Origin of the sequence: Chelativorans sp. M5D2P16, assembly GCF_034427935.1 — a bacterium.
Taxonomy (GTDB): Bacteria; Pseudomonadota; Alphaproteobacteria; order Rhizobiales; family Rhizobiaceae; genus Chelativorans.
In genome coordinates, this window is the sequence record NZ_JAXQNM010000008.1 from 314,632 (window position 1) to 337,317 (window position 22,686).

The 22,686-nt window shown below is 63.4% G+C and carries 21 protein-coding genes; 13 read left to right on the forward strand and 8 right to left on the reverse strand.

Translation table 11 applies throughout. The features are described 5' to 3' along the window. The first annotated feature begins 10 nt into the window (after positions 1-10). The 5 genes from SIN08_RS04445 (at position 11) to SIN08_RS04465 (ending at position 4,594) form a co-directional block, all read left to right on the forward strand. On the forward strand, positions 11-817 hold the full coding sequence (locus SIN08_RS04445) for an SDR family oxidoreductase (protein WP_322450356.1): 807 nt from the start codon (positions 11-13) through the stop codon (positions 815-817). 13 nt (positions 818-830) lie between these two features. Next, the gene (locus tag SIN08_RS04450) at positions 831-1,775 is read left to right on the forward strand and encodes a 3-hydroxyacyl-CoA dehydrogenase (protein ID WP_322450358.1); all 945 of its coding nucleotides are present in this window, start codon (positions 831-833) and stop codon (positions 1,773-1,775) included. After that, positions 1,772-2,722 carry a 3-keto-5-aminohexanoate cleavage protein gene (locus tag SIN08_RS04455; protein ID WP_322450360.1) on the forward strand — a complete coding sequence of 317 codons (951 nt, stop codon included), beginning with the start codon at positions 1,772-1,774 and terminating at the stop codon, positions 2,720-2,722. The genes SIN08_RS04450 and SIN08_RS04455 overlap by 4 nt, the downstream gene beginning before the upstream one ends. Before the next feature lie 32 nt (positions 2,723-2,754). Next, a complete protein-coding gene (locus SIN08_RS04460; protein ID WP_322450363.1) occupies positions 2,755-3,633 on the forward strand; it encodes an SMP-30/gluconolactonase/LRE family protein in 879 nt (292 codons plus the stop codon). Positions 3,634-3,784: 151 nt separating this feature from the next. Further along, a complete protein-coding gene (locus SIN08_RS04465; protein WP_322450365.1) occupies positions 3,785-4,594 on the forward strand; it encodes a mechanosensitive ion channel family protein in 810 nt (269 codons plus the stop codon). A gap of 372 nt (positions 4,595-4,966) precedes the next feature. Here the strand turns inward: SIN08_RS04465 and SIN08_RS04470 are convergent, their stop codons facing one another. From SIN08_RS04470 to SIN08_RS04505, 8 genes are all read right to left on the reverse strand, one after another. After that, positions 4,967-6,004 carry a zinc-dependent dehydrogenase gene (locus tag SIN08_RS04470; protein ID WP_322450366.1) on the reverse strand — a complete coding sequence of 346 codons (1,038 nt, stop codon included), beginning with the start codon at positions 6,002-6,004 and terminating at the stop codon, positions 4,967-4,969. Positions 6,005-6,073: 69 nt separating this feature from the next. Next, the gene (locus SIN08_RS04475) at positions 6,074-6,688 is read right to left on the reverse strand and encodes a hypothetical protein (RefSeq protein WP_322450367.1); all 615 of its coding nucleotides are present in this window, start codon (positions 6,686-6,688) and stop codon (positions 6,074-6,076) included. 1 nt (position 6,689) lies between these two features. After that, positions 6,690-7,367 carry a hypothetical protein gene (locus SIN08_RS04480; RefSeq protein WP_322450368.1) on the reverse strand — a complete coding sequence of 226 codons (678 nt, stop codon included), beginning with the start codon at positions 7,365-7,367 and terminating at the stop codon, positions 6,690-6,692. A gap of 16 nt (positions 7,368-7,383) precedes the next feature. Continuing rightward, a complete protein-coding gene (locus tag SIN08_RS04485; protein ID WP_322450370.1) occupies positions 7,384-8,337 on the reverse strand; it encodes a carbohydrate kinase family protein in 954 nt (317 codons plus the stop codon). 14 nt (positions 8,338-8,351) lie between these two features. Further along, positions 8,352-9,401 carry an ABC transporter ATP-binding protein gene (locus tag SIN08_RS04490; protein ID WP_322450371.1) on the reverse strand — a complete coding sequence of 350 codons (1,050 nt, stop codon included), beginning with the start codon at positions 9,399-9,401 and terminating at the stop codon, positions 8,352-8,354. A 5-nt stretch (positions 9,402-9,406) separates the two neighbouring features. Beyond that, positions 9,407-10,249, reverse strand: coding sequence for a carbohydrate ABC transporter permease (locus SIN08_RS04495; protein WP_322450373.1), 843 nt, complete (start codon positions 10,247-10,249; stop codon positions 9,407-9,409). A 3-nt stretch (positions 10,250-10,252) separates the two neighbouring features. After that, complete coding sequence (locus SIN08_RS04500) at positions 10,253-11,194, reverse strand: sugar ABC transporter permease (protein ID WP_322450374.1); 942 nt, start codon at positions 11,192-11,194, stop codon at positions 10,253-10,255. Between the two features lie 9 nt (positions 11,195-11,203). Further along, positions 11,204-12,757 carry an ABC transporter substrate-binding protein gene (locus SIN08_RS04505; RefSeq protein WP_322450376.1) on the reverse strand — a complete coding sequence of 518 codons (1,554 nt, stop codon included), beginning with the start codon at positions 12,755-12,757 and terminating at the stop codon, positions 11,204-11,206. Between the two features lie 246 nt (positions 12,758-13,003). On the opposite strand from SIN08_RS04505, the gene SIN08_RS04510 reads away from it, so the two are divergent. The 8 genes from SIN08_RS04510 (at position 13,004) to SIN08_RS04545 (ending at position 22,445) form a co-directional block, all read left to right on the forward strand. Continuing rightward, complete coding sequence (locus SIN08_RS04510; protein WP_322450378.1) at positions 13,004-14,338, forward strand: SAF domain-containing protein; 1,335 nt, start codon at positions 13,004-13,006, stop codon at positions 14,336-14,338. Then, positions 14,331-15,335: a thiamine pyrophosphate-dependent dehydrogenase E1 component subunit alpha gene (locus SIN08_RS04515; protein WP_322450379.1), complete on the forward strand. Its 1,005-nt coding sequence runs from the start codon at positions 14,331-14,333 to the stop codon at positions 15,333-15,335. Before SIN08_RS04510 ends, SIN08_RS04515 begins: the two co-directional genes overlap by 8 nt. Beyond that, complete coding sequence (locus SIN08_RS04520; RefSeq protein WP_322450381.1) at positions 15,332-16,342, forward strand: alpha-ketoacid dehydrogenase subunit beta; 1,011 nt, start codon at positions 15,332-15,334, stop codon at positions 16,340-16,342. The genes SIN08_RS04515 and SIN08_RS04520 overlap by 4 nt, the downstream gene beginning before the upstream one ends. Beyond that, positions 16,342-17,640: an acetoin dehydrogenase dihydrolipoyllysine-residue acetyltransferase subunit gene (locus tag SIN08_RS04525; protein WP_322450383.1), complete on the forward strand. Its 1,299-nt coding sequence runs from the start codon at positions 16,342-16,344 to the stop codon at positions 17,638-17,640. The genes SIN08_RS04520 and SIN08_RS04525 overlap by 1 nt, the downstream gene beginning before the upstream one ends. A gap of 34 nt (positions 17,641-17,674) precedes the next feature. Continuing rightward, positions 17,675-18,664 (forward strand): sugar-binding transcriptional regulator, encoded by a 990-nt coding sequence (locus SIN08_RS04530; RefSeq protein WP_322450384.1) that lies wholly within the window; start codon positions 17,675-17,677, stop codon positions 18,662-18,664. A 663-nt stretch (positions 18,665-19,327) separates the two neighbouring features. Beyond that, positions 19,328-20,305 carry a tripartite tricarboxylate transporter substrate binding protein gene (locus tag SIN08_RS04535; protein ID WP_322450386.1) on the forward strand — a complete coding sequence of 326 codons (978 nt, stop codon included), beginning with the start codon at positions 19,328-19,330 and terminating at the stop codon, positions 20,303-20,305. A 137-nt stretch (positions 20,306-20,442) separates the two neighbouring features. Then, positions 20,443-20,907 carry a tripartite tricarboxylate transporter TctB family protein gene (locus tag SIN08_RS04540; protein WP_322450387.1) on the forward strand — a complete coding sequence of 155 codons (465 nt, stop codon included), beginning with the start codon at positions 20,443-20,445 and terminating at the stop codon, positions 20,905-20,907. Then, entirely contained in the window at positions 20,907-22,445 is a 1,539-nt protein-coding gene (locus tag SIN08_RS04545; RefSeq protein WP_322450388.1) for a tripartite tricarboxylate transporter permease, read from the forward strand. The genes SIN08_RS04540 and SIN08_RS04545 overlap by 1 nt, the downstream gene beginning before the upstream one ends. Positions 22,446-22,686: the final 241 nt, after the last annotated feature.

The following is a 22,686-nucleotide window of genomic DNA, read 5'->3' on the forward strand; positions in this document are numbered from 1 at the left end:
GGGATGAGGAATGACCAACAAGGCGCCGGTATCGGCTGAGGAATTTCTGGGTGGCCTTGCCGGCCAGCGTATTGTGATCACCGCCGGCGGGGCCGGCATCGGCTTCGCGATCGGCGAGACGCTCGCAAGGCTCGGCGCGCGGATCGCCATCTGTGACGTTTCCGGGGCCGCGCTTGACGATGCCCGGAAGGCCTATGTGCCGGAAGTCGCTCTGCATGCCGACGTCACCGACGAAGCGGATGTCGACCGCCTGTTCGAGGCGGCCGCTTCCACCTTGGGCGGCCTTGACGCCCTGATCAACAACGCGGGCATCGCCGGTCCGACGGGCGGCGTGGACGAGATCGACCCTACGGAGTGGCGGCGCTGCATCGATGTCTGTCTCACCGGTCAGTTCCTGTGCGCCCGCCGCGCGGTGCCCCTGCTGAAGGCTGCCGGCGGCGGGTCCATCGTCAACATGTCGTCGGCGGCCGGCCGGCATGGATATGCCTACCGCACGCCCTATTCCTCGGCAAAGTTCGGTGTCGTCGGGTTCACCCAGAGTCTCGCCAAGGAACTCGGCCCGCACGGCATCCGGGTCAATGCCATCCTGCCGGGCATCATCGAAGGGCCGCGCATCGAGGGCGTCATTTCCGCCCGCGCCGGCCAGCTCGGCATTTCGCAGGAGGAGATGACCCAGCGCTACCTCCAGAACATCTCGCTGCGCCGCATGACAAGTCCCTATGACGTGGCGACGATGGTCGCCTTCCTGCTGTCGGAAGCCGGCATCAATGTCTCCGGCCAGTCGCTCGCTGTCGACGGCAACGTGGAAACGCTTTGAGGAGGCGAGGGCAATGAAGACCGCCATCATCGGCAGCGGCTTTATCGGCAGGGCGTGGTCCATCAGCTTTGCCCGCGCCGGCCACGCGGTGCACCTGTGGGACCGGGACTCGGAGGCAGGGCGGCGGGCGCACGACTATATCGCCGGGGTGCTTTCGGATCTGCAGCGCAACGACCTCCTGAACGGGCAGGCGCCGGACACTGTCCTCGGGCGCATCGCCGTTGCGGGCGATCTCGCGGAGGCTGTGGCCGAGGCCGATCACGTGCAGGAGAACACGCCGGAGGTGCTCGACACCAAGATCGAGATCTTCAAGCGCCTGGACGCGGTCGTGGCGCCCTCGGCCGTTGTTGCAAGCTCCACCTCGGCGCTGCTGCCTTCCGCCTTCACCGAGAGCCTGAAGCACCGCGCGCGCTGCCTCGTCGTCCACCCGATCAATCCGCCTTACCTCGTGCCCGCCGCTGAAGTCGTCCCGGCGCCGTGGACATCCGCCGAGACGGTCGAGCGCACCCGCACCTTCCTGGTTTCGGCCGGTCACGCTCCGCTGGTCATGAAGCGCGAGCTCGACGGCTTCATCATGAACCGTATGCAGGGCGCGCTTTTGGAAGAGGCCTTCCGGCTGGTGGCCGAAGGCTATGCGAGCGTGGAGGACGTGGACACCGGCATTCGCGAGGGGTTGGCGCTGCGCTGGTCCTTTATGGGACCCTTCGAGACCATAGACCTCAACGCGCCGGGCGGCGTGCGCGACTATGCCGAGCGCTACCAGAAAATCTATGAGCGCATCTTTGCGCAGGTGCAACACCGGGTCGATTGGGCGGGCGCTGTCATGGATCGCGTGGAGGCCGAACGCCGTGCCCGGTTGCCCGCCGACGCCCTACAGGATCGCCAGGTCTGGCGCGACCGCCGCCTGATGGCGCTCGCCGCCCATAAGAAGAAAGCTGCCGAGGAGTTTGGAGAATGAACGCTGAGACCAAGGCCGCACCGGCCGGCAAGGTGGTCATCACCTGTGCGATCACCGGTGCGATCCACACACCCACCATGTCGCCCTACCTGCCGATAACGCCGGACCAGATTGCAGAGGAGGCGGTGGCGGCCGCCGAAGCCGGCGCGGCCATCCTCCATCTTCACGCCCGCGACCCCGAGACCGGCAGGCCGGACCAGACGCCGGAGGCCTTCGGCCGTTTTCTGCCGCGCATCAAGCAGAACACCAATGCCGCCATCAACATCACGACCGGCGGCAGCCCCTATATGAAAGTGGAGGAGCGGGTGAGGCCGGCCGCACAGTTCAAGCCGGAGGTCGCCTCGCTCAACATGGGCTCCATCAATTTCGGCCTCTACCATCTGATCGACAAGTACAAGGACTTCAAGTTCGATTGGGAAAAGCAGCACCTCGAGGCTACCCGCGACCTCGTTTTCCGCAACAGCTTCAAGGATATCGAGTACATCCTGTCGACCTGCTACGACAACGGCACACGCTTCGAGTTCGAGTGCTACGATATCGCCCACCTCTACAATCTCGCCCATTTCGCCGATCGCGGCCTGGTGAAGCCGCCTTTCTTCGTGCAGTCCGTTTTCGGCCTGCTCGGCGGCATCGGCACGCATCCGGAGGACGTGGCGCATATGAAGCGCACGGCCGACCGGCTGTTCGGGAAGGACTTCCGCTGGTCCGTCCTCGGCGCCGGTGCCAGCCAGTTGCGCATCGCCGCGCAAGCCGCCGCCATGGGCGGCAACATCCGCGTCGGGCTGGAGGACAGCCTGTGGGCGGGCAAGGGCAGGCTGGCCAAATCCAACGCGGAGCAGGTTCTATTGGCCCGCAAGATCATCGAAGGGCTCGGCATGGCCGTCGCGACGCCCGACGAGGCGCGCGAGATCCTGGAACTGAAGGGTGGAGACAAGGTGGCGTTCTGAAGCTTCATGAACGCTCGAAAGGAGGAATTGCAATGAAGATCGATGTTGTCGTGGACGTGAAGACAACCCTCGGCGAGGGGCCGCTGTGGGACGTGGAGCAGGAGCGGCTCTACTGGATCGACAGTTTCGACGGCCGCGTCTTCCGCGCCACCGCCGACGGCCGCGAGATCCGCGCCTGGGACGTGCCGATGAAGATCGGCTCGATGGCTCTGCGCAAGGACGGCGAGGGCGCGATCGTCTCGCTTGCCCGCGGCTTTCACACGCTGGACTTCAAGACGGGCGCGGTGGAACTGATCCACGATCCGGAGCCGGATCTTTCCACCAACCGCTTGAACGACGGCAAGGTGGACCGGCAGGGCCGGTTCTTCGCCGGTTCCATGGACACGATGGAGGAGGGCCCCTCCGGCGCGCTCTACCGGCTCGATCCCGATTTCACCGTGACCAGGATCGACAGCGGTATCATCTGTTCGAACGGCCCGTGCTGGAGCCCGGACGGGGACACCTTCTACTTCGCCGATACCTGGACGGGCGAGATCTGGGCCTACGATTACGATCAGCGGACAGGCAACGTCTCCAATCGCCGGACCTTCACGAAGGTCGACACCAGCAATGGCGGCGCGGCCGACGGCTCGACGGTGGATTCGGAAGGATGCCTGTGGAATGCGCTCGTCTATGACGGGAAGATCGTCCGCTACACGCCGGACGGTGCGGTCGAGCGCGTCATCGAGATGCCGGTGAAAAAGGTCACCAGCGTCATGTTCGGCGGGCCGAACCTCGACATCCTCTACGTCACCTCCATGGCCAAGCCGCCCCTGCCGCGCTTTCCCGGTGACGGCGTGCTGCGCGGCAGCCTGTTCGCCATCACCGGGCTGGGGATCCGGGGCGTGGCCGAGCCGCGCTTTGCCGGCTAATTGCGATACGGGGCGGCTCTTGCGTCCCGATCATGAAGATGCGCGGAGTTCTTGAGGAGAAGGCGTCTCAAGAGCTTCCCGGTCGACTTTGTCCGACTCGGCCATTCCCGCTATGCTGGCATCCATCTTCCACGAACAATGGAGAGGGATCATGGAGGGGCTTTACGAAGAGGCGGGCGCATACTGGCCGCTGCTCATCAACGTCCTTCAGGCACTGGTATTCCTGATCGTCGGGTGGGTCGTCGCCAGCGCGGCAAGCGGGCTCGTTCGGCGCCGTGTCGAAAGAAGTCCGCGGATCGACGATACGATCGGCGGCTTTTTCGCGTCGATGGTGAAATGGCTGATCCTGGCGGTTGTCCTCATTGCGGTGCTGCAGCTGTTCGGATTCCAGGCGACCAGCCTTGTGGCGGTGCTCGGCGCTGCGACACTGGCCATCGGCCTCGCGCTCCAGGGGACGCTCTCGGATCTCGCCGCCGGCGTCATGCTGATGGCGTTCCGTCCGTACCGGATCGGCCAGTATGTCGACATCGACGGCACCGCCGGAACGGTGAAGGATTTCAACCTTTTCATGACCGAATTGGTGACGCCCGACAATGTCCAGATCATCATGCCCAACGGGAAGGCCTGGGGCGCCGTCATCACCAATTTCTCGGCCCATGCGACGCGCCGGCTCGATCTGACCTTCAACATCGATTACGACGATGATGCGGACAAGGCGATGAAGATGATCACCGACCTCGCGGGCAAGGACGAGCGTGTTCACGACGACCCCGCTCCCTGGGTGCGGCTGGTCAATCTTGGGGAGTCCTCGGTGGATCTGGGCGTGCGGCTCTGGTGTAGCGCCGCCGATTACTGGGATCTGAAATTCGATATGACCAAGCGCGTGAAGGAAGCCTTCGACAAGGGCGGCGTGACCATTCCCTACCCGCATTCGGTCGAGATCCAGAAGAAAGCGTCATGAGAAACCGCCGCCCGGCACGGCTGTTGCACGCCGGGTGACCGCTCGGGCGGCGCGCCCCCTACGGCTTCAAATAATCGCTGACCGCAAACGGTGCCGAATGCCGCGCCAACGCGTGGGCGGCAGGGAGCGGGGTCGAGACCGTGGTCATGGCGTGAAATGGGGCCCGGAAGGACGGCCATAATGCTTCGCGCCTGGCAGAACTGCTGTGACCGGGTGCCCGCGCCGGAGCGTTCTTCTGTCCACTGGATGAGGAGGTGCCGGTGCCCACTGGATGGGGAGATGCCGGAACAAACCATCGGCCGATTGTAGAAAGCCGGAAAATTCCGCGCGCGGTTGCGGCCGCCGCCGATGGGAGGGTCGGCGCGTTCCGCCTTACGCGTCGAGGATGGCCACCTTTATGGCCTTACCGCTTTCTGCCGTTGCGAAGGCGTCGTGAACGCGATCAAGCCCATAGCGATGGGTGATGAGCGGTCGAAGATCCAGCCGTCTCGACGCGATCATGTCGAAGGCACGGTCGTAGTCGCGGCGCGACAGGCCGAACGCACCGGTGATGGTCAGCTCCCTGTAGTGGATGGCGTTCACGTCCATCTCGGCAAGTTCGCCTTTGGAGAACCCCGCGAAAAGGCTTATCCGACCACCGTGGGCGGCAAGGTCGGTCGCCTGCCGCGCGAGCGCTGGAACGCCGATGGCGCAGATCACCACGTCCGCGCCGTGCCCGTCCGTTTCCGCGCGCACGCGTTCCACCACGTCTTCGGCGGTGGGATCGACAACCGCGTCGGCACCGCCGGCGAGGGCGGCCGTCCGTCGATGCGCGTTTGGGTCCGAGGAAATGATTCGCGCCGCCCCCCGCAACCGCGCAAGCTGTACGTGCAGGAGCCCGATCGGCCCGGCGCCCAGCACCGCGACCGTATCCGCGCTCGACAGCCCGATCTTGTTCTGTCCGTTCAAGACACAGGCAAGCGGTTCGACCAGCGCGGCCTCATCGAAGCCCATCTCGTCGGGCAGGTGACGCAGGTTGCCCGCAGTCACCGCCTGCGCCGGGATGCGGATGATCTCGGCGAAGGCCCCGTCGATCTCGTAGCCGACGGCAACGCCGTTCGTGCACAGGTTTTCCATCCCGTGCTTGCACAGGTGGCACCGCCCGCAGGCGATAAAAGGGCACAGGCCGACGCGGTCTCCCTTTTTCAGTGAAGCGTGGCCACCCGTGTCGATGACCTCTCCGGCAAACTCGTGCCCGAGGATAGAGGGATAGCGTACGCCGGCCGTCTTCCGCCCGCGAAAGATGCGGATATCCGTGCCGCAGATGGTTGCGGCGCGTACCCGGATCAGTACGTCCCCCGGTGACGGCTGCGGATCTTCGGTCGTACGCAGACCGATCTCGTTGGGAGCCGTCAGAACTGCAGCCTTCACGATCGTTATCCTTTCCGTGTGACCGGCAAGCTGTCTCACTGTGTGGAGACGTGCCGGACCTTCGGACCCCTATCCTTGGCTTTTCATCCGTCGCGGAGGGGACGCCGGGGGAAACTTCAGGCCATTATCCGACAGAAAAATGCCGGGTGTTGTCCAATTCGGTGTTTCGCCGGCAAAGAGTTCCAGGAAGGCGATGGCCGAATTCCGGTCCTCGAACGTGTTCTCGCGAAACGACCACCAGGTGCGGATATCGCCAAGCTCGGGCGCGATATCGGAGGCAATCGAGAAATCCTGTTCGATAACGGCGGCGCGCACGGCGAGGCAGAAGGACAGATAGACATACCCTTCGGGCCAGAAATGCGCGGGCTCGTCGGGATCCTCGCGCGAGTGCGTAGCGGCGGACAGCGGCGCGAAGCGTATCAGTTCCCTCAACATCAGGCCCGCCGCGAAGGTCACGTATTCCAGCCTGTGGTCCTGTGCCTTGTCTTTCTGGCTCTCGAAAGCGCGATACCAGCTCGTGAAGGCGGAGATCAGCTTCGCTTCGTCAAGGGTGAAGTCCTGTTGGGTTTCTTCGCCCACGGCATCCACGAAGTCGCGAAAGGAGGAGACGAACCAGCGTGCGCGCCGGATCGCCTTGCGGATCGGCAGCGGATTGTCCTCGAGCAGGCTGAGAGACCGCTTCATGTCAGATCCTCTCGGCGTGCTCGCGCAGCAGGCGTTCCAGCCGGTCCGGCTGATGCCGGTAAGAATCGACCTCATCGGCGACATCGTCCGCAAGCCAGCGGGAAATGTTCAGCAGATCCGCTTCGGCCACGCCGGAGATCGACCGGTCCGCCAGGAGCCACAGAACCAGTGCCAGATAGATTCGGCGATGGTCCGCTTCGCCAAGGTGAATGGCGCCGTGCGCCAGCCCGGGCGCCGTTCCGACAAGTTCCCGCTCGTTCAGCGCGTGCATGTAGGTCGTGGCACGATGGGGGGAGTGCCTTGCCTCGTGCCAGCAAATCGCCGCGACGGTTTCGCTGATCAGCAGGTCGGATTTGCCCGCGGTTTTGAGGAGAACCGCAGTGGCGAACGCCGTGGCCGCGGCCATTTCGGCGCTCGCCACGTCCGCGCCTTTGAGACCTGCCGCAGCACGGGCGATCACCGCGTCCCCGGGATTGCGAACCCGCATGGAAGCGACTTCGCCCTCGGAGAAATCGCGGGCGATCTGCTCCAGCCGGTCGCGCAACGGCGTCGGCAGGAGTTCCAGTGCGGGTTTCAGGCGCGAACGGGACGGAGCCGTCTTCTGGCGCAGCCCGCGCACGAAGTCTCGCAGCGGCAACGCAAGTTCGCCCGGATCTGGCAGCGTAGGCAGATGTCTCATACGGGCCTCCTGGATTTCAGACGGAAGCATATTCTCGCACGGGCGTTTTTTCCATAAACGAAAGCGTGGTTTTAAGATCCTTCACGACCGCCTGCGAGCCGAGGCCCATCGCATTCTGCGCCGAGCTCGCCTGGCCGAGGCGAATGCAGGTCTCGATGGGCCGGCCGAGATGCAGACCCGTTGCAAAGCCCGCGTTGAAACAGTCGCCGCAGCCGCAGGTGCAGACCACATCGATGTCATAGGCGGGAATGTCGATCCTGGTTCCCTGGCGACTGCGGTACATCGCACCCTGGGCACCCATCGTCAGGATGACCGCACCCACGCCCTGGTCCAGCAGGAATTCGGCGATTTCTTCGAAATCCGTGAGGCCCGACAGCGCCATGGCTTCCTCTTCGGACGGCATGAAGAAATCCGTGCTGGCCAGGAGCGGCCGGATCAATGGCAGATCGTCCGGCGTCGAGGCAAAGACGTCGAGCGTGGTGATACAGCCGCGCTTCTTCGCTTCGGCCATGATTTCGGCATTGCGGCCCTTGTCCATCCGGTCCATCAGGCCAACCCCGCCGATATGCAGGATCTTGGTGTCGAGCACCCGGTCGATCTGGCTCTCGTCGACGAAGAAGCCGCCGGTCGCACCCTTCCTGTGCAGGGCGGGGCGGGCGCCGTCGGGGCGGGTGGTGACGATGCTGGAGGAGGTGTAGTAGCCGGCACAACGCTGCATCAAGTCGGTATCGATGCCGAACGTCCCGAGTTTCATGAGCACCCAGTCGCCCATGTCGTCGCAGCCGACTCCTCCCACGGCTTGCACGCTGAGACCGTGCTTGGCGGCCACGATCGCCGCCGAGCCCGCGGCGCCTGAAACGGCGAGCGTGAAATCGTCGACGAAACGCGTGCCGCCGCCCGGCGGGAGATCGTTCACCGGACGACAGAGCGCGTCGAAGGTGTAGAAACCCATGGACGTGTAGTCGAACATTCTCTTCTCCTCCCTCAGCGAAGGCGCTGGCCGGTCTCGGTATCAAAAAGGTAGATGCGCCCGGAATCGAACGTCACGCGCGCTTCGGCGTCGAGTTGGGCACGATAGTCGCGACCCGCCTTGACCTCGATCAGCTTCTCGCCGGCCTTCACCGTAAGATAGGTTACGTCACCGGTCGGCTCGACGCCGTAGACCGTGCCCGTCAGCTGTGCCCCGTCACCGCCGGCACTGCAGTCCTCGGGCCGGATCCCCAGGATGACGCGGCCGTGATGCCTCTGGCTCAGGCCCGCCACCCTGATGCCCTGCGCGGTATAGACGCCGTCCTCAAGAGTGCCTTCGATCAGGTTCATGGGCGGAGAGCCGATGAAGCCGGCAACGAACGTATTGGCCGGTTCGTTGTAGATTTCGTCCGGCGTCCCGACCTGCTGGATCATGCCCGATTGCATGATCACGATGCGGTCGGCCAGCGTCATCGCCTCGATCTGATCGTGGGTCACGTAGACGGTGGTGATCTTGAGCTGGCGCTGGATGTGCTTGATCTGGACGCGCATCGCCTGGCGCAGCTTGGCATCGAGATTCGACAGGGGTTCGTCCATCAGGAACACCTGCGGTTGCCGGACGATGGCGCGCGCAAGGGCGGCCCGCTGACGCTGACCGCCCGACAACGCACTGGGCTTGCGATCCAGATAGTCGGTCAGTTCGACGAGGCCGGCCGCGCGGCGTACGAGGACATCGTGCTCGGCTTTGGGTACGCCGCGCATCCTGAGCGGGAAGCGGATATTGTTGTAGATCGACATGTTGGGGTAGAGGGCATAGCCCTGAAAGACCATCGCCACGTCGCGGTCGCGGGCGTCCACGTCGTTCATCACTTCGCCGTTCATGCGGATCGCCCCATCGGACGGTTCCTCGAGGCCGGCGATCATCCGCATCGTCGTCGTCTTGCCGCAACCCGAAGGCCCGAGGAAAACAACGAACTCCTGATCCGCAATGTCGATGTCGACATCGCGTACGCCCCAGACCGAGCCCCATCTCTTTTGAATGCCGGAGAGCTGGATGTGCGCCATCGTGGTTATCCTTTCACCGCGCCCATCGTCAGACCGCGCGACAGGTGTTTCTGGATGGCCACGACCACCAGAAAGACCGGCACGAAGGCGATGAAGGCAACGAGTGCGATTGCGTTGTAGATCACCCCGTCCGAGCCGCCGGTGAAGTTCGCCAGTGCCACCGACATCGTGTAGGCGCTCTTGGTCGAGGCGATGAGAAGCGTGAAGAGGAATTCGTTGATGGCGAAGATCCCCCCGATCACGCCGGCGGTGATGATACCGGGCAGGATGGCGGGAATGATGATCTCCCAAAGGATGCGCAGGTCCGAGGCGCCGTCGGTCCGCGCGGCGTCCTCCAGCTCCTTGGGAATGTCCAGCATGTAGGAGCGGATGATCCAGGTGACGACCGACAGGTTGATCGCGGCATAGATCAGCATCAGCGCCCAGACGGTGTCCAGGAGGTTCATCGACTTGAACAGGAAAAAGATCGGGATCGCCACGATGGCGGGGGCCATCATCCGTGTCGAAAGAATATAGAAGCCGATGTCCTCGCGGCCCCTGTATCGGTAGCGGGCGAGGGAATAGGCGGCCGGGATCGCCAGAACCAGGTCGATCGCCACCGAGCCGAGGATCGCCAGGACCGAATTGCGCAAATAGTAGCCCATCGGCCAGTCTTTCCAGATCATATGCCATGCATCGAGACTGAAGGTGGGCATGTAGATGGGTTGCGGGGTGATGATCTCCGTGCGCGGACGCAGGCCGATGGACAGAAACCACAACACGGGTACCAGACAGAACAGCGCCCAACCGCCGAGGACGAAGTAGCGCAGGATCAGGCTTTCGCCTTTGGAGCGGCGTTGCGAGGCCATGTCTCAGTCTCTCCCCGAACGAAAGGCGCGTTTGACCACGAATTGCGCGGCGACGAGCGTGATGACGAGCATGACGAACGAGGCCGCCGACGCGTAGCCGAAATTGAAGGTCTTGAAGCCGATTCGGTAGATGAAATAGCTGATCGTCTCGGTGCTACCGCCGGGCGTGCCCCGCGTCATGATGAAGACGTTGGCGAACATCGTGGTGATGTCGATGCCGCGCAGGACGACCGCCACCGCGATCACGGGCCGCATCATCGGCAGACTGATGTTCCAGAAGATGGCGGGCCAACTGGCACCGTCCAGGCGGGCGGCCTCTTCGATTTCCTCGTCCTGCCCCTGGAGGGCGGCGACGAAGATGATGAACAGGAACGGCGTCCACTGCCAGACGTCGGCGATGATGAGGGTCAGGCGCGACAGCCAGACGGAGGAGGTCCAGCCGATGTTGGACTCGATCAGACCGATCCGCATGAGCAGATCGGAAATCACCCGCCCGTCCATGAAGGCCAGCTTCCAGATGAAGGCGACGGCGGAGGGCATGAACAGCATCGGGACGAGGAAGATGATCCTCCAGCCCTTCACCCAAGGGTCCCGGTAGGCATAGTACGCGATCAGGAGCGCCAGTGCACATTCAAGGATCAGTGCGGTGCCGCCGATCACTAAGGTGTTCCACAAGGCGGCCCAGAATTCCCGGTCGGCAAACAGATCCCGATAGTTGTCGAGGCCGACGAACTGCCAGGTGTTGAATTTCACATAGAACAGGGACTGGTAAATCGCGTAGGCGCCCGGATAGAGCGTAATCATCAGCAGAAAACAGACCGCAGGGGCGACGAGAAGGTAGGGGAAGGCCCTCCTGAGCGCCCTGCTGCGGCGTCTAAAACGGTATCCGGCCCGTGCCGGGGCAGCGGATGCCGCCCCGGAGCCGTCGAGTGTCGTGTCGATCATCGTGCGTCCCTAGAATGGGAGGGCCTTGCCCTCACCGATCCAGAGGCCCGGCGCGACCGCGGCATAGTCGACGGGTGGCTGACCGCCGTAAAAGCCGTTGCGATCCATGATGTTTCGAACGGTCGCGGTTGCATTCTCAAGCGCTTCCTTGCCCGTGATCTGACCGACCAGCGCGCGGTTGATCTCGTTGCCGATGGCCTGCTCCATCTCGAACATCCCGGGCAGGCGCGGCGCGCACCAGGCATATTCGAGCGACTTGGCCCAGACTTCCGCCGGTTGCGAGACCTCCTGCAGGTTCGGATTGTTCAATACGGACTTGTAGCCCGGCGCCACGCCGTTGGCGTTGGCCTCGTTCATCGCCATGATCGACGATGTGGTGAGAAAGGCGAGCATGAGGAAGGCGCCTTCGGGGTTCTGGCTGTTGGCCGCCACACATGACGTCGAGCCGGCGATGTTCGGCGGTGCGAAACGGCCACCGTCGATGCGCGGCTCGTAGATGGTGACGAAGTCGTCGACGATCTGCGACTGGTCCGGACGCATGGCCTGCGTACCGGAATCCTGCCAGCTGATGTTGGTGGCCACCTGTCCGCCGAGCCACGCCGCACGGTTCTCGCCCCAGCCTGCACCGGCAAAGCCTTCGATGGCGTTCTTGGAAAGCGCGAGCAGGGTATCCATGCCCTTCATGCCCGCATCGCCGTTGAAAACCGGTTCCCAGTTTTCATCGAACAGCACCATGCCGGCCTGGGCGGCGATATGCTCCCAGGTGTAGGTGGACCAGAAACCGCGCGCGCCCAGCAGGCCGACACCGGCGACACCGGCCTTCTTGCCGTTGAGTTCGGCGGAAAGGCGGATCAGCTCGTCGTAGCTGGGGACCGAGTTCCACTTGTCGATCGGCCCACCCAGGACCTCTTCCACCAGCGACTTGCGCAGGTGGACCATCTGGATGTCGCAGTCGAAGGGGATGCCGTACATCTGGCCGTTGAAGTAGCCGTAGTTCAGCCGGTAGGTGTCGTAGAAGTCGTCGAGCGGCAGTTTCCATTTGGCGGCATAATCGTCGAGCGGGGCGAGGAAGCCCGGCGCGGCGAAGTCTCCCAGCCAGGGCGAAAAGAACTGAAGAGCATCGAAGGAGGCGTTGCCCGAGATAAATTCGGCGATCGCCTTGTCGTAAAAGCTGTCGTCCGGAATCGGAACAAGCTCGACCTTGATCCCCGACAGGGCCTCGAACGGGGCGAGGGCTTCGGCGGCCGATTCCTGATCCGCCGCGCCGATGGCGAAGCGGACGGTCGTGCCGGAAAGTTGGCTGCGAACCGCCTCCCAATCCGCCGTGCGGATCCAGTCCTTGCTTTTGTCCCAGATCGGCTTGTCGTCCGACATGCCGTAGAGATCACGGTAATCGGCGCGGACGTATTTCGAGATCGAGATGTCGTCGAGGACGCTTTGCGGATCGGGCAGTTGCGAGGCCGCCAAAAGCCTGCCGCCCCAGCTTGCCCCGATGGCTGAAAGACCCAGGGCCGAGCCGCCCTTCAGAAGAGAGCGCCGCGAGAGCTTTCCAGAGATTCTCATTGTTTCCTCCTCCCTCGATTAGTTGCCGTAGCCTCAACCACTCTCCCTCAAGGCCGACCTTACACAAAGTGTTTTGAGCCGGTTCCTGCGGCTGAGGAGAACATATGAATGTTCGGTATCACCATTGTTCATATCGAACCCATCGTCAACCGGGAATCTCCGTATATCAAGAACAATTGCATTGACAAAATTACCAACGTTCACGATCCTGCAGCCACACTGATGTACGGAAGGGCTTCAAAAAGAATGGCATCAAACATCGCCTTGACCGGTCTTGCAAAGGATCTCGCCGCACGCGCCGAGGCTGGACGGCCCGTCCGCATCGGACTTATCGGATCGGGCGAAATGGGAACCGACATCGTCACCCGGGCGACGATGATGGATGGCGTCGAGGTGGCCGCCATCTCGGAAATCGACCCCGCCGCCGCGCACAAGGCGGTGGCGATCGCCAGGCAGGATGCCGGCCACAGCAGGGACGCCGCCACGCCGGACGCGCTGAACGCGGTGATCGAGAGCGGCAAGATCGCCGTTACAGGCAACGCCGATGCTATCCTGGAATCGGGGCTGATCGACGTCATCGTCGATGCCACCGGCGTTCCCGCCGTCGGCGCCGAGATCGGCTTGCGGGCGATGGAGCGCGGGAAACACCTCGTCATGATGAATGTCGAGGCCGACGTCACCATCGGCGCCTATCTGCGGCGCGAAGCCGACCGCATGGGCGTGGTCTACAGCCTCGGGGCAGGGGACGAGCCTTCGTCCTGCATGGAACTGATCGAGTTCGTTTCGGCCATGGGCCACAGGATAGTCTGCGCGGGAAAGGGCAAGAACAACCCGCTGAACATCGACGCCACCCCGGACGAATATGCCGCCGAGGCGAAAGAGCGCAACATGAACGCCCGCATGCTGGTGGAGTTCGTGGACGGCTCCAAGACCATGGTCGAGATGTCCGCCATCGCCAACGCCACCGGCCTCATCCCGGATTGCGACGGGATGCACGGCCCTGCGGCCGGCCCGAGCGAGATCGCCGGCACGCTCGTTCCTGAAAGGGACGGCGGTGTGCTCTCCGATATCGGCCGGGTCGACTATTCGGTCGGCAAGGGTCTGGCGCCCGGCGTGTTTGTCGTGGCCGAGGCTGAACATCCCCGCGTCTGGGAACGGATGAAGGATCTGAAGATGGGCAACGGACCCTACTTCACCTTCATTCGCCCCTACCACCTGACCTCGCTCGAGGTGCCGCTGACATGCGCCCGCGCGGTGCTTTACGGCAAAGCCGACATGATCCCGCTGGACCGCCCCGTTGCCGAGGTCTGTGCGGTCGCCAAGCGCGATCTGAAGCCGGGAGAAACGCTCGACCAGATGGGCGAATATACCTACCGCGCCTGGGCGATGGAGGTTTCGCGCGCCCGCTTTACCGGGGCTCTGCCGGCTGGATTGCTGGCCGGTGCCAAGGTGACCCGGGCGATCCGCAAGGGCGAACTCATCACCAGCGAGAACGCCACGCTCCCGGAAAACGCGCGCATCGTCGAGCTGCGCCGCCGCCAGGACGAAATGCTGCATGGAAAAGAGCCCACCTATGCCTGACAGCAACGTTTCCTACGCGATCCGTGCATACAGTCCGGAAGCGCTCAAGGAAGCGCTGCGGAAGATGTATCTGATCCGCAAATTCGAGGAGGGAGCCGAAGACAGTTACATGCGCGGCCTCATTCACGGCACCATGCATCTGTCCATCGGCCAGGAAGCTTCGGCCGTCGGCTCCTGCATGTCGCTGACGGACGAGGACAAGATCACCTCAACCCACCGTGGGCACGGCCACTGCATCGCCAAGAATGCCGATCTCGGCCGGATGTTCGCTGAGTTCTTCGGCAGGGAAACCGGCTATTGCCGGGGGCGCGGCGGCTCGATGCACATCGCCGATGTCGAGAAGGGCAATCTCGGCGCCAACGGGATCGTCGGCGGCGGGCTGCCGATTGCCGTCGGCGCGGCCCTTTCGGCCAAACGGCTTGGCACCGGGGCGGTCACCGTCTGCTTCTTCGGCGACGGTGCCAACAACGAAGGCGCCTTCCACGAGGCCCTGAACATGGCCGCCATCTGGAAGCTGCCGGTGGTCTTCGTGTGTGAAAACAACAAATACGGAATGTCCACCTCTACCGAGCGCTCGACTGCGGTGAAGAACATTGCCGAGCGCGCCGTGGCCTATTCGATGCCCGGCGTGACGGTGGACGGCAATGACTTTTCGGCAGTGGCCGAGGCGGTGGATGCCGCGGTCGCCCGGGCGCGTTCCGGCGACGGACCGAGCCTCGTGGAGAACATGACCTACCGCTGGCGCGGTCACTCCAAGTCCGATCGCAACCGCTATCGCACCAAGGAAGAGATCGCCGCGTGGACCGAGCGCGATCCGATCCCGCGCATGGCCGAACTGCTGATTTCTAACAAGATCGTGACGGCGGAAGAGGTCGAGGCGCTCGAGGCCGAAGCCGAAGACACCATCAAGCAAGCCATCGAATTCGCCAACGCGAGCCCGGCGCCGAAGGTCGAGGAAGCCGCCCGTTACGTCTATACCGAAGAGCCTGTGGCATGAACGTCCAGAACACGCCTGAAGTGCGCGAATTGTCCTATGCGGAGGCCATCCGGGAGGCGATGGACATCGCGCTCGAACGCGATCCGAGGGTCGTCCTGATGGGCGAGGACATTGGTGTCTATGGCGGCGCTTTCCAGGTGACGGGGGATCTGGTCCACAAATATGGAACCGACCGCGTCATGGACACGCCGATTTCGGAGCTGGGCGGTGCCGGAGTGGCTGTGGGCGCGGCGTTGACGGGACTGCGGCCGATTTTCGAGTTTCAATTCTCCGATTTCGCTGCGTTGGCGATGGAGCAGATCGTCAACCAGGCCGCCAAGCTGCGCTACATGCTGGGTGGTGCGGTATCCATTCCCTTGGTGATGCGCTTTCCCGCCGGCTCCGGCACCGGGGCTGCGGCGCAGCACTCGCAAAGCTTGGAAGCCTGGCTTGGCCACGTGCCCGGGCTCAAGGTGCTCCAGCCTTCGACACCGGAAGATGTGAAGGGCATGCTGCTTGCCGCTCTCGAAGATTCCGACCCGGTCATGCTCTTCGAGCACAAGGTCCTCTACAAGATGAAGGGCCATGTGCCCGAGGGTTACTACACCACCCCGATCGGCAAGGCGGCGGTCCGGCGCGCTGGAGAAAACGTGACCATCGTGGCGACCTCGCTGATGGCGCACAAGGCCTTGAATGCGGCGGAAACGCTGGCTGGCGAGGACATCGACGCCGAGGTGATCGATCTGCGCACCGTCCGTCCCATGGACCGGGAAACCGTTCTCGCCTCCGTTCGCAAGACCGGGCGGCTGATGTGCGTCTACGAGGGCGTCAAGACGCTCGGCGTGGGGGCGGAAATCTCGGCAATGGTCGCCGAAAGCGACGCGTTCGATTTCCTCGATGCACCGATCCTGCGGTTGGGCGGAGCGGACTGCCCGATTCCCTACAACCCGGAACTTGAAAAGGCGGTCGTGCCGCAGGTGCCGGATATTGTCGATGCGGCCCGCAACCTGGTGAAGGGCCGCGTCTGATGCCGGTCGAGGTCATCATGCCGAAGGTCGACATGGACATGGCGGCCGGCAAGGTGATGTCCTGGCATGTCGCTCCTGGCCAGAAGGTCGAGAAGGGCGATCCGCTTTTCGACATCGAAACCGACAAGGCCGCGATGGAGGTGGAAGCGCCCCATGGCGGTTTCCTCCATCATCCCGTGGCAGAAGGTACGGAAGTTCCGATTGGTCAGCCCGTTGCGTGGCTCTATGCCGAAGGAGAAGAGGTGGATGCTCCGCCTGCAGGCGCCCTGTCCGATGCACCCGGTCCCGCATCGGTGGAAGAACCGGAGCCCGCGCCGAGAGCGGGGCCAGCCCCTGAACCGGAGGCCACCCATGCCGCGCCTGCGCAGCAACCAGGCCACGGCATTCGCGCCACGCCCCTGGCCCGTTCACTGGCACGAGAGTCCGGGGTCGAGCTCGGCGGCATCGCCGGCACCGGCGTTCGCGGCCGTATACAGGCCGAGGATGTGCGTGCATTCCTGGACAGTGCAAGACCCGGCGCCGGGCCGGCCCGTTTCACGCCCGAAGCGGGTGCGCTCGCCGTCACCCGATCGAAGGGCGGCGAGGGTACGCCTGTGGTTCTCCTCCACGGCTTTGCGAGCGATGCGGCATCCTGGGCGCCGTTGGAAGCGCATTTCCATCACCGCCCGGTCATCCGGTTCGATCTGCCCAATCACGGCAAGTCGCCCAAGCGCCGGATCGTCGATTTCGCGACACTCGTGTCCGAGCTGCGCCATGCCTTCGATGCGCTCGGTCTGGACAAGGCGCATCTTGTCGGACACAGCCTGGGCGGGGCGGTCGCCCTTGCCCTTGCCGATACGCGGCCGAGGTCCGTCGCTTCCCTGACCCTCATTGCGCCCGGCGGACTGGGGCCGGAGATCAATGGCACGGCCTTGTCCGGAATCTGCAGGGCATCCCGGCCCGAAAGCCTCGGCCCCTGGCTGAAAACGCTGGTCGCAAGGGAAGAACAAATCACCGATGCCTATGTTCGTGCCGCCATGGCTGCCCGGAAAGATGCCGAACTGCGCGCGGCTCAGGCGGCCATGTGCGATGTGCTTTTCCCCGACGGCGTCCAGGCCTTCGACCTGAAAGCCGCGCTCAAGCGTGTCGAGATCCCTACGCGAATCCTCTGGGGCAGGCAGGATCAGATCATTCCGTGGCGTCATGCGTTGCATGCGCCGGGGCGTGTAGCACTGCACCTCTTCGACGACCTGGGCCACATGCCTCAATTCGAAGCGGTGGACGAGGTTGGTAACTTACTGCGCACGCAACTATGGTGATCTGGTGGAAAATCGGATCGTCAGGAAGCGACAAATGCCAGAAGACCAAGCCGCTATAACGAACGGCACGCGAGAACGCGCGGCAACAGATCCGCACAATCAGATGCGGATCCGGGCGGCCTGGCTCTATTTCGTGGAGGGCGTGACCCAGTCGGAAATCGCCAAGAAGCTTGGCGTGAACCGCATCCTGATTACCCGGCTCCTCTCCGAGGCCCGCAAGCGCGGCGAGGTGATCATCCGCATCAAGTCCGATCTGGCGTCGCTGGTGGAGCTCCAGCAGGGTCTCGAGGATAGGTTCGGTCTCTCCAAGGCGATCGTCGCTCCCTTCGAGGACCCGGAGGGCGATCCCACACGCGTAATCGCCCTGGCGGCCGGAGGCTATGTGTCCGGGCTGATGATTCACAACATGACGATCGGGGTCGGCTGGGGGCGAACGCTGCACACCATGCTTCCCTTCGTGGAAGGACGCGCGCTCAGAGGTGTCCGTGTCATCTCGCTTCTTGGCGGCATCGCCCAGGCCCGCCGTTTCAACCCGGCCGAGTTCGCATGGCAGTTCGCCGAACTGTTCGATGCCGAGGGATTCCTGATTCCGGCCCCGGCCATCGTCGATTCGGAGCAGACCAAGCATGCCCTGCTCGAACATTGCGGTCTGGAGCAGATCATGCAGATGGCGGAGACCTGCGATGTCGCTCTCCTGTCCTGCGGCGGAATCTCCACCCTGACCACATCCTACCGGTTGGGACATGTCTCGGAGGCGGAAAGGCAGTCGCTGATCAAGGCAGGAGCCGTCGGAGACATTCTCTACAACTTTCTCGACAAGGACGGCCGGCCCGTGGACCACCCCGTGAACGAGCGGTCCATTTCCATTTCCGTCGATAGGCTCGCACGGGTTGCAAACAAGGTTCTGATTTCCGGAGGCGTCGAGAAAACCGGGATCATGCGCGCGACGTTGAAGTCACTGCGGCCGAGCGTCCTGGTCACCGACGAGATGACCGCTCTGCGCCTGCTGGACGAGACCCGCTGAGCATTTCGCGAGTGCCCGCCTGCGGTGACGCGTTTGTCCGGACGCCGCCGACCGCGAGTTCAGGCGTGCCGATCCTCAGCCCGATCCGGCCTGGAAAGCCGCCCCGAGAAGGGTGTTTAGGCCCGCTTTCTCCTCGGCCAGAATAATCAAATCCTGCAGCCGATGCCGTTCCCCGTAGTAGAAGAATCATACAGGATCGTGCTAACTCATCATACAATTTCTACAAAGCATAGTACCACTTGTGCTCCCGCCGGCATGACTCGAGACCCGGCAAGCGACTCCGACTCCCCGCACGGCTGTGTCAAAGTGTTCTGTCACGTAAACGAAGCAATCTGTGGCCTGACTCGAGGATGGGGTGGGGGCGGCGCGTAGCCTCTTCGGCGGGTCGCTCAGACGCTGCCGCATGCCGAGTCGGCGTGTGAGTGTGGCTTTCAGTGGCAACGGAACTTGACCACTCTGCAAAGTCATCATATGACTTTTGATCACAATGAATCGGACGGCCCTTTCCGGTCGCCGTTGCACACCGTCGGAGCGTTTGGCTCGTCGGCGGAGAGGAGGGGAGCGGTCTTGGCGGCTCCGCCGCATGGGATCGGTGACCTGAAGGCGCGTTCGCATGGCTGCGGCGCGTGCAACGACTGCGAACTGCAATTCAGGGAGAGAGAGATGTACGGAAGATTTCTGACACTGCTGGCCGTGGGGACCATCGGTGCGCTCATGTCCTCGGCGGCACTGGCCGACTATCCGGAGAAAGACATCCGCGTGATCGTGCCGTGGGGCGCGGGCGGTGGCACGGACGGTATCGTGCGCAAGCTCACCTCGATCGCCGAGAAGAACCTCGGCACTTCCATGTATGTGGAGAACATCGAAGGCGGCATCAGTGCCACCGGCGTCTCCCAGGTCATGAATGCGCGCCCGGACGGCTACACGATCGGTGCGCTCACCTACGACAGCGTGGTGACCGTGCCCTGGCAGGGGTTGTTGCCGAGCTATGATCTGGACAAGCTCAAGCTGATCGCCCGCGTCACCAGCGAGCCGGATGCCATCATCGTCGGTTCCGATACGCCGTATGAAACCTTCGACGACCTCGTCGCCGCAGCGAAGGAAAACCCGGGCTCCGTGAAGGTCGGCATCCAGAACATCGGTTCGCGCTTGCACCTGGCGGTCCTGCAGCTTCAGGACGAGACCGACACCGAGTTCAAGATCATCGCCTATCCGGGCGGAGCGGCACCCCAGAAGGAAGCCGTCCTCAATGACGAGGTCGATGTGGTCGCGACCAGCCTCGGCGATTTCGCACCGCTTCTGGAAAGCGGCGACGTGCGCGGTATCCTGGAGTTTTCCGAAACCACCAATCCGACCTTCAACACCGTGCCCACGGCCAAGGAAGCGGGTCTCGATCTGCGCATCGGCAGCTTCATCGTGTTTGCAGCACCCGCCGGCACGCCCGATGAGGCCGTCGAGGCCATCGAACAAGCCTACAAGGAGGCACTGGAGAGCGACGAGTTTCAGAATTGGGTCGCCAGCGTCGGCGTCACCCCCGACTGGCTCGGCACCGATGAGGTCACGCGGTGGGCTGACGAGACGAGTGAGACCCTGTTCGACCAGATGGACATGCTGGTCGAACAGGGTGTCATCAAGAAGTAGACCCGCTTGCGGCCGCCGGCGGATGGCCTGCCGGCGGTCGTGCCTCGGCGCATCGCCCGGACCGGATCAACCGGACCCGGCCTTCAGTGGGCGGGATGCGCCGATCCGATAGTCCGCAGCATGTCCGGAGGGCACCCATGGCGATGCGAGAAATGCGCTGGCGGAATCGGCTTTTCGTGCCTGTGTTCCTGCTCGTTCTGACGACGATCTATGTGGCGGCCGCGTTCCGCATCTCGCCGCAATTCAGCGAGGGGCTTGTCGGGCCGCGCTTCCTGCCGCTGGTTTCCGCCCTGCTCATGTATGGCGCGCTTCTTCACATCATCCGCAACGAACTTGTTTCCGGCGAGGAAAGCGAAAAGGGTGGTTTCTGGCGGCCGGCGGCGATCGTCGTTGCGACGGCTGCCTATATCGCTCTCTTCAAGCCGCTCGGCTACAGCGTTTCGACCCTCGCTTATGTCTGTGTCCTGTTTCACATCTTCCGCTATCACGAAGGTCGGCCGCTGCGCCGTCTCATTTACGCGATCGCCGTGACGGCCGTCTTCTACGGACTGTTCGCGCTTGTCTTCGGTGTCCGGCTGCCAACGCTTCTGGATCTCATCTGATGGATTTTTTTCTCGAGCTTTTCCAGGGCTTTGCCGTTCTCGCCCGCCCGGATGTCCTGGCATACATGGTGCTCGGCTTTTTGATCGGCACATTCTTCGGCGCCGTTCCCGGCCTGACCTCCGTCCTGGCGATCGCCCTGCTTCTACCGATCACCTATTCCATGGACGTGGTGCCCGCGCTGGTGATGTGTGCGGCCATCTTCATGTCGGGCATGTATGCCGGCAGCATCACCGCGACGACGATCAACATTCCCGGCGCGCCGTCCTCCATGATGACGGCCATCGAGGGGCACGCGCTGATGAAGAGGGGGGAGGGCGCCAATGCGCTCGGCCATGCCGCCGTTGGCTCGATGGTCGGCGGCAGTCTCGGCGCACTCCTTCTCATGGCCCTGATGCCGCTTGCCGCCAAGGCATCACTGCTGATCCAGACGCCGGGAAAATTCTCGCTGGTCCTGTTCGCCCTGGTGGTGATCGTCATTGTCCAGCGCGACGCTCTCGCGAAGGGGCTGGTCGCAACCATGCTCGGCGTCATGATCGGCACGGTAGGCATCGATGTGATGCAGCCTATTCCGCGTTTCAATTTCGGCACCGAGATGCTGGTCGAGGGCATCGACATGATGCCCATAATCATCGGCACCTTCGCCATCAGCGAGGTGCTCTACCAGGCACACCGGAATCACGGCGATATCCGGTTTTCGTCTTCTGCCTCCACCGCTATTCGCCGGCGCGATTTCCTGCCATCCTTTGCGCAAATCCGTCAGATCGGCCTCTTCACCTATCTGAAGAGCGCGCTGCTGGGATACGGCATCGGCATTCTGCCGGGTGTGGGAGGGTCGATGGCGGCGTTTGTCGCCTATGCCGACGCCAAGCGCCGCTCCCGCGCACCCGAGGAATACGGAAACGGCAGCCGCGAGGGCATCGCCGCGGCGGAAGCGGCCAACAATTCCATGTGCGGCGGCGCCTTCGTGCCCATGCTCATGTTCGGCATCCCGGGCGACCCGACCACGGCTATCGTTCTGGGGGTGTTGGTCATCAACGGACTGCAGCCCGGACCGCGCCTCCTGGAGAACCAGACGGAGCTGATCGCCCCCATGTTCGCTTCGCTCTTCATCAGCGCGCTCGTCCTTGTCCCGCTGACTCTCTTTCTGCTGGGGCCGTGGTTCGTGCGCATCGTGTCCATTCCCAAGGGGTTGCTCTACGCCTGCATCGCGGTCGTCGCCCTGGTCGGCAGCTATGTGGCCACCTTCTCGGTCTTCCAGATGGCGCTGGCATTGCTGTTCGGCATCCTGGCTTTCTTCCTGCGCCGGCAGAACTACCCGACCGTGGCTCTCCTTCTGGGATTCATCCTCGGCCCCGACCTCGAACAGTATCTGCGCCGCTCGCTCTCGCTCAGCGACGGAAATCCGACGGTCTTCCTGACAAGCCTCGACAGCCTGTTCTTCCTCATCCTGGCGGCCGTCTTCATCTACTTCATGGCCATCAGGAAATCGAAGAAAGCCGGGATCGAAAGGAAAGCGGCAGTCGAACGCGAGCCCTAGCGAGCGGGCCTTGGCCTGCAGCGCAGCGCATGATCCCGGGCATTCCCGCTCTCGGGCTTTTGGGACCGAGCCTGGCAATCGGGCCATTGCAGCGCCGATCCCTCCAGCACGCGGTCTGAATGGCGAAGTCGACGCATGAAAACGAGGTCGACGGTCTCCAAAACATTGTCAGATTCCAAGAAGCGGTGCTAGCGTTGAAACAAAGAACAACCGGGGCTGAACCCGGTCCCTGATTTGGGGC